This window comes from Shewanella sp. 125m-7 (genome assembly GCF_052977045.1).
Window position 1 is genome coordinate 1 of record NZ_JBRILQ010000014.1, and the last position, 16,560, is coordinate 16,560.

Here is a 16,560-nt window from a genome sequence, read left to right on the forward strand (position 1 = left end):
AGTTCTAAGTTCTAAGTTCTAGGTTCTAAGTTCTAAGTTCTAGATTCTAAGTTCTAAGTTCTAGGTTCTAGGTTCTAGGTTCTAAGTTCTAGGTTCTAAGCTCTAAGTTCTAGGTTCTAGGTTCTAAGTTCTAGGTTCTAAGTTCTAAGTTCTAAGTTCTAAGTTCTAGGTTCTAAGTTCTAGGTTCTAAGTTCTAGGTTCTAGAAAAAAGCTAAGATAGAAAAGCAATAATAAACAGCGTAACACCTGCTCTCCCAGCTCTTTCTCACCTTTCACCTCTCCTGAGCTTGCCGTAAGCGCAGCGTTCCGTAAGTGGCGCAGGCACGTTCCCTAGGCCGCAGGCCGTCCGTCTTTGCTTTTCTGCTTTTCCTAGGGCCTAGAACCTTCTTTAAACCTAGGGCCTTCTTTTTAACCTTTTAACAACGATATTTAACTTTCAACACGATATTTAACGACCCACTTTAATGATATTTCGTGATCCATCGATCTTGCTCCAATTTATCCTCTCTAAGTCGCAAGTTTTCCACCTTGGCACACTAGCTGCTCTCCTATGGGTTATTAAAATAAATCAAAAGCTAACAAGCTTTAGTAAAATAAAAAAATAGGGAAAATGATATGAATAAGAAACTATTGGCGCTACTAATACCGTCAATTTTGATGGCGAGTTCTGCGCAAGCTGTTGAGATTTACAATGACCAAACTAACAGTATCAAGATGATGGGTTGGTTGGGATTTGCAGCGATTAATGATACTCACGACACCGCTGTTGTGGATAACTTCTCTCGCGTTGGTTTTCGCTTTGACCGCCAAGAAAAGAATGGCTGGCGCAGTTTTGCTCACACTGAGTGGGGCATTAACATGGTCACTAGTGATGATTCACTGAACTATACAGGCGGCCAACTAGGTGCAGAGAAAAGCTCTGATTTCTTATTCAATCGTTTAGGCTATGTCGGCCTAGCTAACGATAAATGGGGTAGCGTTACGTTTGGTAAGCAATGGGGCGTCTATTATGATGTGGCTTACACCACCGACGTACTTAATGTTTATACCGGTTACTCGGTCGGTGCCTATACCTTTGGTGACGGTGGCTTGACTGGCGCAGGACGCGCTGATTCAGCATTTATCTACCGTAACTCTTTTGGTGACCTAAGCTTTGCCGTGCAATACGCCGCAAAGCAAAACGGTGATGTGGCGCTATTTGATAAAGACGGTATGGCAATTAATGATGGTTCACATGTTGATTTTGATACCAGCTATGGCGCTAACGTGACTTACCATTTCACCGATAAATTTAAAGTGATTGCCGCAATCAACCGCGGTGACTTCACCGGCGAACTCGCGGGTGAAAGTGTTGACGACACTAACGAAATCATCGGTATTGGAGCACAGTATGGTTCATTCTATCAATATGCACCTAACCGTGATGCAGACGGCTTCTATGTAGGCTTTAACGCCCATAAGAGTAAGCAAAACGAGTTAGTAGGCGGTGAGTTATATGACTCAACCGGCGGCGAATTCTTAATAGCTTATCAGTATGAAAATGGCTTTGTTCCTAGCTTCTTACTGTCTTACCAAGACCTAGATACCGATGCGTCGACAACGATTCAAGGTGATTGGACTCGTCAATTTGCGGTACTAGGTCTGCATTACCGTTATAGCAATGACACCATTATGTTTGCCGAAGCCAAAATCGACTTCAGCGACATGGATGATAAGAGTTACGAAGCGCTACAAGACAACAGCTATGCCGTAGGTATTCGCTACTTCTTCTAAACCATAAAGTCAGCAAATTAGTCCCCCATAACAACTCAACCTCATCATCTTGAGTTGTTTTCTGTAATAAAAAACACTTCTTCGGAAGTGTTTTTTTAGTTGTATAACCGCCACAAGCTTCAGTCCGCTGTATCGTTTCAGCATCAATACCGACCTACAAACAGTAAAACATCTGTAGATTATCGCCCTAACATAAGCCTAATTTTTTCATCTTACTCTTAAGCGTATTCGGGTTGATATCGAGCAGCTCAGCTGCGCCACCTGGGCCATATAACTTGCCGCCGGTTATACGCATCGCATGGCTGATATATTTACTTATCATGGTCTCAAGCGGCACTAACTTATCACTCGCATGACTCGGATCGATCACAATGGTTTGCCCAGTTTGAATTATGATCTCTTCATCAGATTGCGCCTGCAACAGCTCAAAAGTTAATGGTCCTTGAGGTTTTTGAATAATGGCTCGCTCAAGTACGTTAATCAGCTCGCGTACGTTACCAGGCCAGCTGTAATTATTTAAAATAGCCAACTGCTCTGGCATCACTCTAGGTAACTGGTCAAGGTTAAACTTAGCCGCCAAACTCTCAATAAAATGCTGCACGAGTAATGGAATATCGCTGCGACGTTGACGCAGCGCCGGGATCTCAATAGGGAACACAGCTAAACGGTACCAAAGATCCTCTCTAAACGTTTTCTCATGTACCATGGCTTGTAGATTTCTGTGGGTTGCCGCAATAACTCGAATATCCAAGTCCACACTATCGTAGCCGCCAACACGGGTTATAGAGCTATTTTGTAACACGCGTAATAAACGTACTTGTGCTGATAATGGCAACTCACCAATCTCATCTAAGAAAATAGTGCCACCATTAGCTTGCTCAAAATAACCCGCCTTACGTGTTTCGGCTCCAGTAAAGGCACCCTTTTCATAACCAAATAGCTCGGAGTCAATTAAGGTTTCAGGAATCGCGCCACAATTGACTTTAATAAAAGGTTTCCCTACACGGTTAGATTTTGCATGAATAGCATTAGCAATCACTTCTTTACCGCAGCCCGTTTCTCCCTGCATCAAAATCGTCGTATTGAGTTGAGCAATCGCAGCAACTTGCTCCATCACCTTTTTTAAACCGCCTTCAGCGCCAACGACTCCGTCTGGGCTAAACATGGCTCGCTTTAAGTTGACGTTCTCTTTGCTTAGCGCTTGGTTAGCACTTAGCAAATTACGACCACGTAAATTAAAGGCTGTGATCAAAGAAAAAGTATCTTTGTGTGGCTCAATTAAATCTGCATGACGGGGGGTAAACTGACCAGACTTTTTAGCATAAAATCCCACCACACCTAGATGGGTGTTACCACTGATCATCCGCAACAAAATAACTGACGCGATCTCAGGGATCACTTTGGGCGCGACAAAGCTGGTGACTTGATCCAGATGAATTTCATTAATAATGCGGATCACTGGGCGGTCATTTTGCAGTAGAACCTGTTCCATTTCAGATGAGATTTTCACCTGTTTATCGATTGCTACAGCCTGCTGCTCGTTGATATGAGCAAGAAATTGAATATCTGCATGTTCCGGTCGGTAGATGTTAAGAAATAAGCCATCTATTGGCAGATACTGTTTAACGTATTCATAGTAATTTTGCAGAGCGACTTCCAGCGACAAACTGCTGCATAAGCACTGGGTAGCCTGATAATAAAATTGTTCTTTCATTGATAGTCAAAGTGGCCACGAAGTTTCGTGATGGTAGAACATTGTATTTCATGATTCTGTGCACCTGTTCATAAATAGTATAAAATGCAAAGTAACTTGAGTGAACAGATATAAAACCGTGGTCTATGCCACATATATAAATTGGTCATTAAAAATAATAAAAGAAATAAATAAAGTGACTCAGAATGTGTGAGCAACCCTCTGTTTAATAAAAATATGTGATTAACTTATAAAACCTAATAAAAATTTAACGACTTTAGTGCGAATATAAAGGTTAGCATTGCAAACAAAGACTTAACCACTAAGCCTGGCGCTACACCAATCATATGCTATAACTGAATTCATTAATCAAACAATCGATTAAATAAGTCATCCCAGCCAGATTACATAGCAAGTAATTAGCATCTCAATCAATGAGCGCAAAAATTGGAACACGGCTCTCTATAATTGACCGAACATATAAATTAATAACTGACACCAAGTTCACTTATACAGTGATCAACATTACAGTTTTATAATTAATGACTCATTAATCACTTAAGATAAAAATACCAACTTCAGTTTTAACGTTAATAATAACTCATTTTTATTATTGATATGTCAGGCTCACCACGAAATATCATGACAGTAAATCATGATATTTCGTGATTTCAGGATCCTGTTCATAAATCACTAGGTTTATAGCGCCAATTAGGTAGTTGGCACAGTCGCTGCAACTTTATCTGTATCAGTCAGAGCATAAATGACTCAGAAACATAATTAAAAATACTCAAAGGGAAACAGATAGATGAACGAGAAAGAATTGGTAAGTCTTGGCCGACGCCAACTACTTAAAGGCGGAGCGGCAATGGCAGTTGCTGGCCTAGGCAGTACCCTTGCCCTTTCGGCAAATGCTGCTTGTGTTTCCCAAGATGAAGCAAAGTTTGATGAAGTTGTTGATGTTATCGTTGTCGGTAGTGGCTTTGCAGGTATGTCTGCAGCGCTGCAAGCTAGAGAAAATGGCGCCAGCGTGATGGTGATTGACAAAATGCCAGTATTTGGTGGTAACTCAACCATTAACGGCGGCGCGATGGCGGTTGCGGGCTCACCGCTACAAAAGCAAGAAGGTATTGAAGACTCTGTCGATGTCATGGTAGCCGATATGCTGGAGTCAGGCCGCGGCATGAACGATGTCGAGATGCTTAAGCTAGTGTGCAATGGCACTGCCGAGTCATGTGAATGGCTTATCGACCACGGTGTTGAGTGGAAGCCTTTTGTACAACACTTCGGCGGTCACTCTATCCCTCGCGTGCTACAAACCGTACAAAGTTCAGGCGCTGGCATTATTCGTCCACTTATTAAGGCGGCTAAGAAAAGTGGCATCGATATGCGTAACCAAGCCAAACTTGAAGGTTTCATTAAAGATGAAAGCGGCCGCGTTATTGGCCTAGATGTACGTCAGGGTTATTACTTCCCAAAAGAGCGCACGGGTAAAATGGTCAAAATCGGTGCCCGTAAAGGCATTATTATGGCGACGGGTGGATTTGGCCGCGATATCGAATATCGTCAAATGCAGCAGCCTGAATACACTAGTGAATTAGACTCAACCAACCATGCAGGCGCCACATCTGAAGCACTGAAACAGATGATGCTACTCGGTGCAAACCCAATCCACTTAGATCAAATCCAATTAGGCCCATGGGCTTCTCCTGATGAGAAAGGCTTTGGTACTGCATCACAGTTTAACACCATTGCCACTTACCCAAGCGGTATCGTGGTTGACGTTCGTACTGGCGAGCGTTTCTTTAACGAGCTTGCCGACCGTAAGGCACGTGCCGATGCCATCATGACTCGCCGTGACGATCAAGGTAAGCCTGTTTACCCAATCGGCTTTACTAACGCCGAAGGTGCAAAAGATGCACAAACTCTAGATTGGGGCCTGAAATACAAGGTTATTAAGAAAGCAGACAGCCTTGATGAGCTAGCCAAAATCTACGACATGCCAGCAAAGGCACTAAAAGATCAGGTTGCCCGCTGGAACGAATCTGTTACCAAAGGCAACGACAGTGAGTTTGGTCGCCCAATGCAAAAAGCCATGCTACTCGATAAAGGTCCATGGTATGGCGTGCGCATGTGGCCAAAAGTTCATTACTGCATGGGCGGCGTAAAAGTAAATACCGCATCTGAAGTATTACACCTTGTCACTAACAAACCGATTGCAGGTCTATACGCAGCGGGTGAAGCCACTGGCGGTATTCACGGTGCAAGCCGCTTAGGCGCTTGTGCGGTAGCCGAAGGCGTTGTTACAGGTCGTAACGCAGGCCGCCATTGTGCACAGAGCCAAGCCGTAAAGCTCAGCCTCGCTTAGTACACTGAAACCAATTTAAAAAAATTATGGAATTGATGAATATGAAAGCTACTAAAAATGTTGCCCTAACTACACTTGCACTCGCCCTAACAGCAGGTCAAGCCATGGCTAGCGACACTGTAATATTAGACGGTAAAAGCCTTACTCAAGATCAGGCTTGGGAAATTGCCGATGGCGCTAAAATTAAAGTGGCCGCGCAATCAGCAACTGCGCTTGTTAAGTCTCATGAACTCTTGATGGAAGCTGCGCGTCTTGGTAAGCCAGTATACGGCCTAACGGTTGGTGTGGGCTTAAACAAAGACCATAAACTATTTGACGCGAACGGCGAGCTAAGCCCTGAAGTATTAAAGGCCTCAAAATCATTTAACTACAGCACGCTGCGCGCCCATAGCGCCGGTGTAGGTGAAGCGATGCCAGTGAGCTTAACTCGCGTTGCACTAGCGGTCCGTTTAAACACCATTTTGTCTGGTCATACTGGCGTACAGCCGTATGTTGCCGAGCTATACCAGGCTTATTTAAATAACGATATTACGCCAATTATTCCGTCAAAGGGCACCGTGGGTGAAGCAGATATCTTGCTTGCATCACATGTGGGCCTTGCCATGATCGGTGAGTGGGACGTGATCTACAAAGGTGAGCGCATGAACAGTGCGTTAGCGATGAAAAAAGCGGGTATTAAATTACTGGATCCTGTCGGTAAAGATGCCTTGTCTATTTTATCAAACAACTCTGTTGGCGTAGCTTACGCAATGAAAGGTTACCACGATGCTAAGCACCTGCTAGAAGTATCCCCCACGGTATTTAGTTTAAGTCTTGAAGGCCTGAACGGTAACGTATCACCATTCTTGCCACAAACTAACGATATTCGTCCGTTTCCTCAGCTAAAGGCAGCGACGACTGATGTACTAAATAGCTTATCAGGCAGCTACTTATGGGACGCAAATCCTGAGCGTTCACTACAAGATCCATTAAGCTACAGAACGACGGCTTACACCTTTGCCAGCGCATACAAGGCATTGGCAGATCTTGATCAAGTGATTGATATTCAGATTAACCATTCTGACGATAACCCAGGCGTTATCGTGGGGGCCGGTATTGATTATGGTAACAATTCACAAGTATCAAAATACTTAGTTGAAGGTAAAGGTGGCGTATTCCCAACCACCAACTTTGAGCCATTACCCGTTGCACTTGCCGTACAACAGTTAAGCATCGCGCTAACTCACGTATCGCATAACAGTGCCATGCGCACAATTCACCTGTCTGATGACCACTTTACTCGTCTACCCCGCTTCTTAAGTGCGCCAGGTAACAACGGCCATGCATTCGGTGCAATCCAAAAGACATTTGTTGATATGCAGGTTCGTAATAAAGCCCTAGCAAATCCTGTATCGTTCGACGGTATTGCCATTGCTGGTAATATTGAAGATACCTTTACTAACCTAAAGCTTGCCTCTGAGAACCTAATCCAAATCGTTGATAACACAAACGTAATGTATGGTCTTGAGCTAATGCACTCAACTCAAGCTATCGATTTACGCAAACTTGCCAACAAAGATTTGAAACAAGGCGAAGCGACTCAAGCTATGTACGAAAGCTTCCGTAAACAAGTGCCATTTGTTGATGTAGACCGTCCATTTACACCCGATATTCAAGCATCAACAAGCTTCATCACTCAGTACTAAGAATAACAATATTAGAACGAGAGTAGAGGCTGCTTAGTTTTATTAGAACGAGTTATTTGCGCTTGCTTGACGGAGTAGATACCGCTCCCATTTATGACGTCAAGCAAGCTGCAACCAACTAATAACTCAAGCTAATAGCAGCCTAGCAATGATCTTGCATCAATAAACTGGCGCTAGCGCCCAAAAGAACCAATAGGAATAAAGATGTTAAAAGTACTTACGACAATCTGCATGTTAATGCTGATGTCTATCCCAGCCGCTAACGCTATGAAAATTAAGAATTACCACCAAGAAATTATGACAGGTGATAACGGAAAAGTGGAATGTAGTGCTTGTCACGGTGATGCAAAGCGTAAAACCATTCCAGACTCAAGCACCTGTGAAAGCTGCCATGGCACCGCAGATGACGTTGCTGAGTTAACCAAGCGCCCAGCAGATGCGGGGCACGACATAGAACCAAACCCGCATGACAGCTTACATTATGGTACCGATCTACCTTGTACTTATTGCCATATTGAGCACAAAGAGAGCAAAGTTTACTGCAACCAGTGCCATGAGTTTGAATACCCAGATATGAAGCGATAGATTTTATCCTAGAGTAAAGCTAAGACGGTAAAAGAGTCGAATAAACAAAGACAGATAAGAACGGGTTAAAGCAAAGACGAACGGTCCTCGACCTCACGGAAAAGCTAAAAGCTTCCACTCTCTTCTGTCTTGTCCAAATCTTTGACTCAGCTTGTACCGTCTTAGCTTCAAAATAAGGACCTAGATCCTAGGACCTTTCTTTGCCTTTCCGTAAGCGCAGCGTTCCGTAGTGACGCAGGCACGTTCCCTAGGCCGCAGGCCGTTCGGCTCTTACCGTCTTAGCTCTTCCTATGACCTGCTTTTCCTAGGACCTAGTACCTTCTTTTAAACCGCCTACCAAAACACGGTAAATGAGGCCAAGATTGCCATAAACCAAGACAGTGAACGCAGCGTACCTTTATCCACCAAGTACAAATACTGATAAGCAATGCGAGCCAGCACATGCACTATCGCCGCAGTTTCAGCAATTGCGTTAACTTTATCTGTCGCTATAACGGCTAATACTGACAAACCAAAAATCAGTAATGACTCAAAGGCATTTTGGTGCCCTGCAACCGCTCTTGCGCCAAAGCCTGTCAATTTAGACTGTTGCTCACGAGGGTGATTATTGTCGTAACCACCGAGCTTAGCCATTGCCACCGCAACTGGGCCTTTTGCTGCATAAGGTAGCAACATAGCGATAAATAGGCAGATGAGTAGCGTCGTCATAATTGAAGTCCTTTCTTATTGTTTTATTTATCTGTCATGTTTTTATTAGTTAATACTAATCATATCGTTAGTACGATTGGTATAACACTACCGCATAATAAAAGAAGGTTCTAGAAAAGCGGGAAAAGCAACAGCTACGGGACAGCGAAGATGCTTTTGTAGGTCGGCATTTATGCCGTCATTTTTACCGAAGAGTGAGTTACATTTAAGATGGCACAAGCCAAAGAAAGAAGTACTACAAGCTTAGCTTGTGTCTCTTTTACTATAGGCATAATGCAGGCACAGCTAGCGGATATCTAGCAGTGCCAACACTATGTTGATTTAGAGGATTATTTAGCGACCACATTTTTCATCTGCATACCGATGAAGATAAAACTAATCCCTTCAAAGATGAATGAAACCCCCATAAAGATCCCTAATAGAGATAGTGAAAATTCAGGGTTATTCATTAGAGTAAAAAAGTAAACGGCAATAGCCGTGGATAACAATCCACTGAAAACAATCCAACGCCATCCCTCTAAGTTGCCACGACTATTGAAGCCAAAAAACATCCTAGTCACCCCGTTAAACAGCATGATAACAATCATCATGACCGTAATAGTAAACAGACCTACAAAGGGTTCAGCCAGGATGAGTATGCCACCAATAAGATAAAAAAGAGCACTAACGACATACCAAAACTTGGCTTTCCATTTTGGAATACTTAAGGTGTGGTATAGCTGCACTAAACCAATAACTAAAAAGATTACGCCAATAATGGTGGTAATCGTCATTCCTGCTGCTACTGGTAGGCTTATGGCAAAAAAGCCGGCAAGGGTAACAACGACGCCAACCATGATAAACCATTTCCAGCCTTTAGTGAGCATGGTATTTACTGGGTTTTCCATATTATTTCCTTTAATAATCAAGCAATTAATTTGCAGTTAAATATTGAGCATTAAGGGTTGAGTTAAGAGTTTATCTTCTGTTGGGATAGCTTACTCAATAACCAATACAAAAATGTGAATTGGCGATACAACCTCAAGTATCGGTCATCAATAAAAATATGACTAGCGGTAAGGTGATTATTTATTGGTGTAATCTAGCACTTAGTGAGATTTTATAGGTTTTTAACTCGGGATATACATCCACTATTAGCGATATACACCCAGATAAGCTGATATGGTAAAGTTCGACACAAAAAACAAATGTGACTCATATCGCAAACAACCCAAAAACATGACTTTAGCTATGCTCACCAAGCTTATATTTTTCATATCAATATAAGCTTGAATGCCGTTAGCGGATGACTTAATAGCCTACGCAAGCCTGATTCGGCAGGCTTGCGAGTTTTGAATCACTGACTTTTATCGCGCCTTATCTAACGCATTGCATAGGGCTTCTACACCAAGTAGCGCTCTTGGTGCGGCGCGGTGCAGTAAGTCTGCATTGAGCTGGTAAATATGTTGATTTTTAACCGCGGGGATCTCGGCCCATTGACTCCAATCGACACCGATAATGTTGCCTTCATCTTGGCTTTGTAAGATCACTTCAGGCTGTTTTAGCACTACGGTTTCTAGACTAACTTGTGGGTAGTCGTTGGCGGCATCAACAAATACGTTATCACCGTGGCATACACCGATGATCTGTTGGATCCAGCTATTCTTAGCCACTGTCATTAATGGTGTCGACCAGAGTTGATAAAACACTTTCACTTCAGGCTTGGCAGAGTTATTACTGCGCAGCTGGGTTAACTGCTGACGATAGTCATTGGCAACTGTTGCAGCTTTTGCTTGATGCCCCGTTAGCTCACCAAGAGAGACAAGCTCGTCGGCCACCGCTTCGAGTGTACTCGGGTTACTATCAAACACCCGAAAACCCAGCTCTTTGATACGCGTTATATCTTCAGCTTTATTGCCACTGCCCCATACCACCACCAAGTCAGGCTCTAGCTCCAACAGCCGCTCAATTTGAACACCATAATAGCCACCAATGCGCGGAATTTGCAGCGCGGCCTCTGGAAAATCGGCATGGTCTGTAGTCGCCACAATTGTGTCTCCCGCCCCTATCGCATACAACATCTCAACCGAATGCGGCGACAGTGCGACAATACGTTTAGCGGGAGCTGCGATATCTGCAAGTACAAAAGCCGACGGTAAGGCGCAAGCCGTCAGCAACATAAATAATCTGGTAATTCTGTTCATTAAAATCCTTTTTAGTTCTAATTTCGGCATGTTTCTCTCACTTTCCTAGAGCATTCGCAAGCTCACTTCGAGAACGCTTCGCGGCTAGAGCGGACTGCTATAACACCAACTCAATAAACAACGCGAACAGCTACGCAAAAAGATCTTCCCCCCGAGCATTCGACTCATTTTAAGAGCCGGTTGATTGAGTAAGCTCTCTTCTAAACTCTACCCACACCAACAATAACGCTACAACAAACAAGCTTAAGAAAGTAATTTCAAACGGTTTACGGCCGTAACAAAGCTAGTCGTGATAATTCACAGCATTCGAAGTTGTGGCTAAACCGTCAAGCTTGTCCAAAGGCCACAGCCCGTAAGCATACGGCTAATTCTAACTGCCGGTTGATGGAGTGAACTCTCCTCCAAACTCAACCAACACCGCCAATAACGCCACAACAAAGAAAGCGAAGAAAGATCAGTAATCGAAGCCTGGCTGGGCTTTAATCCCTGCCTCGAACGCGTGTTTTACAACTTGCACCTCGCTCACCGTATCGGCCAGCTCGATTATCGCGCGGTGACAGGCTCTGCCCGTGACGATGACATGCTGCATTGGCGGGCGATTCTTTAGCGCTTCAATAACTCGTTCTACCTCTAGGTAGTGATAGCTCACCATGTAGGTCAGTTCATCTAGCATGACTAAATCAATGCTTTCATCTTGCAGTAACTTCTCGGTGGCTTCCCAAGCTTTAACAGCGGCTGCGGTGTCTTTTTCTCGATCTTGGGTCTCCCAGGTAAAGCCTGTGCCCATCACGTGAAACTCTACGCCAGCGCCTTCAAGTAAAGTTCGCTCGCCACAATCCCAGTTACCTTTAATAAACTGCACGACCGCCGCTTTTTTACCATGACCGACTGCGCGGACTACGGTGCCAAAACCAGAAGTCGATTTACCTTTACCGTTACCGGTTAATACCAGCAAGATGCCTTTCTCTTCTTGGGCGCGAGCGATCTTGGCATCTACGCCCTCTTTAATTCGCTGCTGACGCGCTTTATGACGCTCTGCTTTTATCGTATCCGCTGACTTGTTATCTTCCATATTATGTTCCTATTTTATCCCTTAAATACCGATCTGATTTTGCTGGGTTATTTTACATAGTTCAATTAAGCACCACTGTAAAATCGTCAGCTTTTGCAACCAATCACCCCATACTCATGAGTTACCAACAAACCTAAGTAAACCCAGCATTGGCGAGGCTTTGAGCAAGTTAATTTATAGCGACCGTACATCATATTTTATATGTTTAGTTTGCACGCAATTAACGTTTAAGTTTCAGTCAAAAAGACGACTTTTATAGCACTCAGTGATTTTTGTGCTTTAACAGCCTATAAATACATTTAGCGCTGCTTAGCAAAAATACCCAGCACTGATATAAGCGTTAGCTCTAATGTTAGCCCTAACATTAGAGCTAACATCAGTTGGGATCCCAGATCTGAACGAGGCGATCAAGATCTAAATGCTGCTCGAGCATATCAGCCAATCTATCGAGTTGTTGCTCACGCACCTGATTAACATCGACCACTTCGGCGTCTTGCATCCCCGCCCATTTTAAAATCAGCTGGCATGCCTGCGGAGAATCAAATAGGCCGTGTACGTAGCTGCCTAAAATATTGCCATCGCTCGATAACATGCCTTCGGCTTCGGTCGCTGCTGTTGCTTGCTGCTCGCTAGATGCTTTAACCGTTAAACTTATTGGTTGAGTTAATGGCAAAAGCATTCTAGAGCGGCCGCAGTGGATCTCATAACCCTCTAGCGGTGCAGTTTCGCCTAACAAGCTCAAATAACCTTCAACCTGCTGCAATACTTTGTTATTGGTTAATTCAGTCACTATTGGCAGTAGACCTAAGCCTTCACTGGCCCCTGGGCTATCTTCAATGCCACTTGGATCGTCGATCAATTGACCTAGCATTTGATAACCACCGCAAATACCCAATAACTTGCCGCCATAGCGCAAGTGCTTATCTATCGCACTGTCCCAGCCTTGATCTCGAATAAACTCGAGATCGCCGCGCACATTCTTACTGCCCGGAATAATAATCAAATCCGCAGCAGGGAGTGATTGCAAGCTGTTCAGTCTGCTCGCTTCAGCCTGTGTCTGCAAAGAGACGTAATTAAAGTCGATCTGCGGATTAAGCCTTAACGGATCAAAATCGGTGTGATTACTAATGCGCGGCAATACCAAAACTAACACCTTAAGCTTGGTTTCACGGCTTTTTTCAGGCGCGGCAATCAATGCATCTTCGGCGTCGAGGTGCAGGTCGTGCAAGTAAGGTAATACGCCAAGCACTGGCTTGTTGGTGTAGTTTTCTAACCAGTCTAGGCCGCCTTGCAATAGGCTGACATCACCACGAAAACGGTTGATCACAAAGCCCTTAACCCGCGCTTGCTCTGATTCACTCAGTAGCGCCAAAGTGCCAACCAAGTGGGCAAATACGCCGCCTTTATCGATATCGGCGATGATAATGACTGGGCAGTTCACCTCTTCGGCAAAGCCCATATTGGCAATATCGCCTTCACGCAGATTAATCTCGGCAGGGCTGCCCGCGCCCTCTACCAGCAGCATCTCGTAATCGGCGGTTAAGCGCTGATAAGACTCAAGCACTGCCGCCATAGCCTTAACTCGATAACCCTCGGCATTTTTACCAAAGTAGTCCTCAGCTTCCATCTGCATTAACGCTTTTCCATGTACGATGACTTGCGAGCCAGTGTCTGAGCTAGGTTTTAACAAAATCGGATTAAAATCGATTTTCGGCTCTAAATGACAAGCGATTGCTTGCAGCGCCTGCGCACGGCCTATTTCACCACCATCTATTGTGACCGCGCTATTAAGTGCCATGTTTTGCGGCTTAAACGGCGCAACCTTCACACCCTGTCTAACAAACATTCTACACAGGCCGGCCACTAACGTGCTTTTACCTGCATCGGATGTGGTGCCCTGCACCATCAGCACTTTGGCTTTATTTTTATCAAACTGTGTCTTATCTAACTCAGCCCTATCTAGCTCAGCCTTATATAACTCAGTGTTATTTATTGTTGCCATGAGATTGTTTTTTTAACCTTTCAAATTAAACGGTAAGCCTGCTGTCACCAAAGTCACCTTGTCTGCAATCGCAGCAATATCTTGATGCAGCCAGCCCGCTTCATCGACAAAACGGCGGTTAATCTCGCCGAGCGGCACGATGCCGCAACCGACCTCATTACTGACCAAAATCACGCTGCCTGGCAGCATAGTCAAAGTGTGCAAAAATTCCGCCTTCACCTGTAGCCAGTCGTCCCCAGGCTTTAATAAATGATTGGTCAACCATAGAGTTAAACAGTCCACTAAGATGATGCTATTTTCAGATGCATGCTCCTTTAAGCCAGCACTTAACTTGAGGGGACATTCGATAGTGCGCCATGGAATGGTATCTGACTCACGCTGAGTTTGATGATGAGAAATACGCTCATCCATTTCAGTGTCTAACGCCTGCGCCGTTGCAAAGTACAAGCAATCTATTGCCTGCTGTTTCTTACTCTGCTCGGCTAAAAATTGTTTTACTTGCGACTCAGCAAAGCCACTTTTACCACTACGGGCGCCGCCTAATACCAGATGGATCACCAGCTAACTCCTAAGATGAGTAACAATAGATAGCAAGCCAGTTCACTACCTTGCTGCGCTGCGCCTAAGGTGTCGCCGGTATAGCCGCCGATCTGCTTTCTGAACAGTTTTACAAAGCCAAATCGCACCAGAAAAAGCCCCACGATTAAAATGAGCGCAGGAAAAACACCGACTAACAAGAGTGCCAATACGCCAGTTGCTAACAATATCGATAACTCATTAATGCCTTGCTGCTGGGCTAGCGGCTTGCTCTTACTGGTGTCAGAGTCACTGACATATTGCTCAGAAAAGATAAAACTGGCGGCCACAATGCGGCTTAGACAATGCCCGACTATCAATGCCAAACTGACACTTCTTGGGGCAAACAGCGCAAGCTCTGTCAGCAGTTGCCATTTAAGCAATAATGCTAACACCAAAGCCAACGCGCCATAACTCCCCAGACGTGAGTCTTTCATGATGTTAAGTTTGGCCTCTACCGTCCAGCCACCACCTAGGCCATCAGCCGTATCGGCAAGACCATCTTCATGAAAGCCCCCTGTCACTATCACGCTGGTTATCATGGCAAACACAATCGCAACAGATGGCGATACCCAGTGCAGCATTAAGCTATAAACCAGCGCACTAATTACGCCCACCAGCAGACCTACCAAGCCGAAGTATCGACTGGCTTTATTTAGCTTATCTGCGTCAACCTCAATCCATTTCGGCATCGGAATACGCGTAAAAAAGCCCATCGCGATAAAAAATAGATTCAGTTGTTTTTGCCAAGCTTGCATGTAAATCTCCGATTTCAGGTCCTAGGTCCTAGGTCCTACAAAAGAGGCTAACTGTAACGCCCTAGTACCTAGCTTTTTCTTTTCCTAGAACCTAGCCGCTTCTTTTCTAAAACTAAATCTCTATGCCTGCATCTTCAAAGCTAGCCATTTCGTTATAGAAGTTGGTCGCCGCTTGAATAAGCGGTAACGACAAGGCAGCGCCCGTGCCTTCACCAAGCTTCATACCGAGCTTCAATAGAGGCTTAGCTTGCAAAAACTCTAGCATTAAAAAGTGACCTTTCTCATCTGACTGATGGGCAAAAATCATGTAGTCACGCACGTTAGGGTTAATTTTTACCGCCACAAGTGCTGCTGCACTAGCAATAAAACCGTCAACAACAATCAGCATATTACGTTCTGCTGCAGCCAGCATTGCACCTGTCATCTGCACAATTTCAAAGCCGCCGAGACAAGCTAGTACCTGCATAGGCTCGTCAAGCTCGCTATGATGCACAAGCAGCGCTTGCTCAACCAACATCTTCTTACGCTTAAACGTCGCCGCGTCGATACCTGTACCTCGGCCGACACAATCTTCAGCCTTCATTCCTGTTAGTGCTGCCATAATCGCTGCCGCTGATGAGGTATTGCCTATGCCCATCTCACCAAGCGCTATCAGGTTACAACCGTTTTGATGGTGTAGTTCCACTCTGTCGGTGGCCATCTTAAAGCCTTGCTTTACCGCACCGAGAGTCATCGCCGCGCGCTTATGAATAGGCCCAGTACCTGAACCTAAACGTTGGTTAATCACACCCTCTAGGTTCTCAATCGGCTTTAAGATCCCGCAGTCAATCACCTCTAAGTCAAAACCCACTTGACGAGTAAACACGTTAATTGCTGCGCCGCCTTTGATAAAGTTAATCACCATCTGCGTGGTGACTTCACTTGGTGCAATTGATACGCCCGAATCAGCAATGCCGTGATCTGCGGCAAACACCATCATTTTTGGATTGCAGATCTGCGGCTTGTCTTTACCTAATACGCGGGCAATCTGTAACGCTAAGGTTTCTAAATCTCCCAAGGCGCCAAGGGGCTTAGTTTTAGTATCGATTTTTTGCTGAATTTCAGCATCGAACTCAGTATTTATTGGTTTTATATCAAACATGTATAGTCCCCTAGAC

Annotated in this window: 13 protein-coding genes; 4 read left to right on the forward strand and 9 right to left on the reverse strand. The window is 44.6% G+C overall.

All coding sequences use genetic code 11. The features are described 5' to 3' along the window. The first annotated feature begins 615 nt into the window (after positions 1 to 615). The gene (locus tag ACVBIL_RS08640; RefSeq protein WP_447166574.1) at positions 616 to 1,773 is read left to right on the forward strand and encodes a porin; all 1,158 of its coding nucleotides are present in this window, start codon (positions 616 to 618) and stop codon (positions 1,771 to 1,773) included. Positions 1,774 to 1,960: 187 nt separating this feature from the next. On the opposite strand, the gene ACVBIL_RS08645 is transcribed toward ACVBIL_RS08640, so the two are convergent. Then, a complete protein-coding gene (locus ACVBIL_RS08645; RefSeq protein ID WP_447166575.1) occupies positions 1,961 to 3,487 on the reverse strand; it encodes a sigma-54 interaction domain-containing protein in 1,527 nt (508 codons plus the stop codon). Positions 3,488 to 4,274: 787 nt separating this feature from the next. On the opposite strand from ACVBIL_RS08645, the gene ACVBIL_RS08650 reads away from it, so the two are divergent. From ACVBIL_RS08650 to ACVBIL_RS08660, 3 genes are all read left to right on the forward strand, one after another. Next, the gene (locus ACVBIL_RS08650; RefSeq protein WP_447166576.1) at positions 4,275 to 5,834 is read left to right on the forward strand and encodes a flavocytochrome c; all 1,560 of its coding nucleotides are present in this window, start codon (positions 4,275 to 4,277) and stop codon (positions 5,832 to 5,834) included. A gap of 35 nt (positions 5,835 to 5,869) precedes the next feature. Beyond that, positions 5,870 to 7,519, forward strand: coding sequence for an HAL/PAL/TAL family ammonia-lyase (locus ACVBIL_RS08655; RefSeq protein WP_447166577.1), 1,650 nt, complete (start codon positions 5,870 to 5,872; stop codon positions 7,517 to 7,519). 204 nt (positions 7,520 to 7,723) lie between these two features. After that, a complete protein-coding gene (locus ACVBIL_RS08660) occupies positions 7,724 to 8,104 on the forward strand; it encodes a cytochrome c3 family protein (protein ID WP_447166578.1) in 381 nt (126 codons plus the stop codon). Positions 8,105 to 8,437: 333 nt separating this feature from the next. On the opposite strand, the gene ACVBIL_RS08665 is transcribed toward ACVBIL_RS08660, so the two are convergent. From ACVBIL_RS08665 to cobT, 8 genes are all read right to left on the reverse strand, one after another. Then, the gene (locus ACVBIL_RS08665) at positions 8,438 to 8,812 is read right to left on the reverse strand and encodes an MAPEG family protein (protein ID WP_447166579.1); all 375 of its coding nucleotides are present in this window, start codon (positions 8,810 to 8,812) and stop codon (positions 8,438 to 8,440) included. Between the two features lie 329 nt (positions 8,813 to 9,141). Continuing rightward, positions 9,142 to 9,699 (reverse strand): HdeD family acid-resistance protein, encoded by a 558-nt coding sequence (locus ACVBIL_RS08670; RefSeq protein ID WP_447166580.1) that lies wholly within the window; start codon positions 9,697 to 9,699, stop codon positions 9,142 to 9,144. Between the two features lie 459 nt (positions 9,700 to 10,158). Then, complete coding sequence (locus ACVBIL_RS08675; RefSeq protein WP_447166641.1) at positions 10,159 to 10,971, reverse strand: cobalamin-binding protein; 813 nt, start codon at positions 10,969 to 10,971, stop codon at positions 10,159 to 10,161. A 478-nt stretch (positions 10,972 to 11,449) separates the two neighbouring features. Next, positions 11,450 to 12,067: a cob(I)yrinic acid a,c-diamide adenosyltransferase gene (gene cobO / locus ACVBIL_RS08680; protein WP_447166581.1), complete on the reverse strand. Its 618-nt coding sequence runs from the start codon at positions 12,065 to 12,067 to the stop codon at positions 11,450 to 11,452. A 376-nt stretch (positions 12,068 to 12,443) separates the two neighbouring features. Further along, positions 12,444 to 14,069, reverse strand: coding sequence for a cobyric acid synthase (locus ACVBIL_RS08685; RefSeq protein ID WP_447166582.1), 1,626 nt, complete (start codon positions 14,067 to 14,069; stop codon positions 12,444 to 12,446). 12 nt (positions 14,070 to 14,081) lie between these two features. Further along, positions 14,082 to 14,627, reverse strand: coding sequence for a bifunctional adenosylcobinamide kinase/adenosylcobinamide-phosphate guanylyltransferase (gene cobU, locus ACVBIL_RS08690; RefSeq protein WP_447166583.1), 546 nt, complete (start codon positions 14,625 to 14,627; stop codon positions 14,082 to 14,084). Continuing rightward, entirely contained in the window at positions 14,624 to 15,403 is a 780-nt protein-coding gene (locus ACVBIL_RS08695; protein WP_447166584.1) for an adenosylcobinamide-GDP ribazoletransferase, read from the reverse strand. Before ACVBIL_RS08695 ends, cobU begins: the two co-directional genes overlap by 4 nt. 112 nt (positions 15,404 to 15,515) lie before the next feature. Beyond that, positions 15,516 to 16,544: a nicotinate-nucleotide--dimethylbenzimidazole phosphoribosyltransferase gene (cobT, locus tag ACVBIL_RS08700; RefSeq protein ID WP_447166585.1), complete on the reverse strand. Its 1,029-nt coding sequence runs from the start codon at positions 16,542 to 16,544 to the stop codon at positions 15,516 to 15,518. Positions 16,545 to 16,560 lie beyond the last annotated feature (16 nt).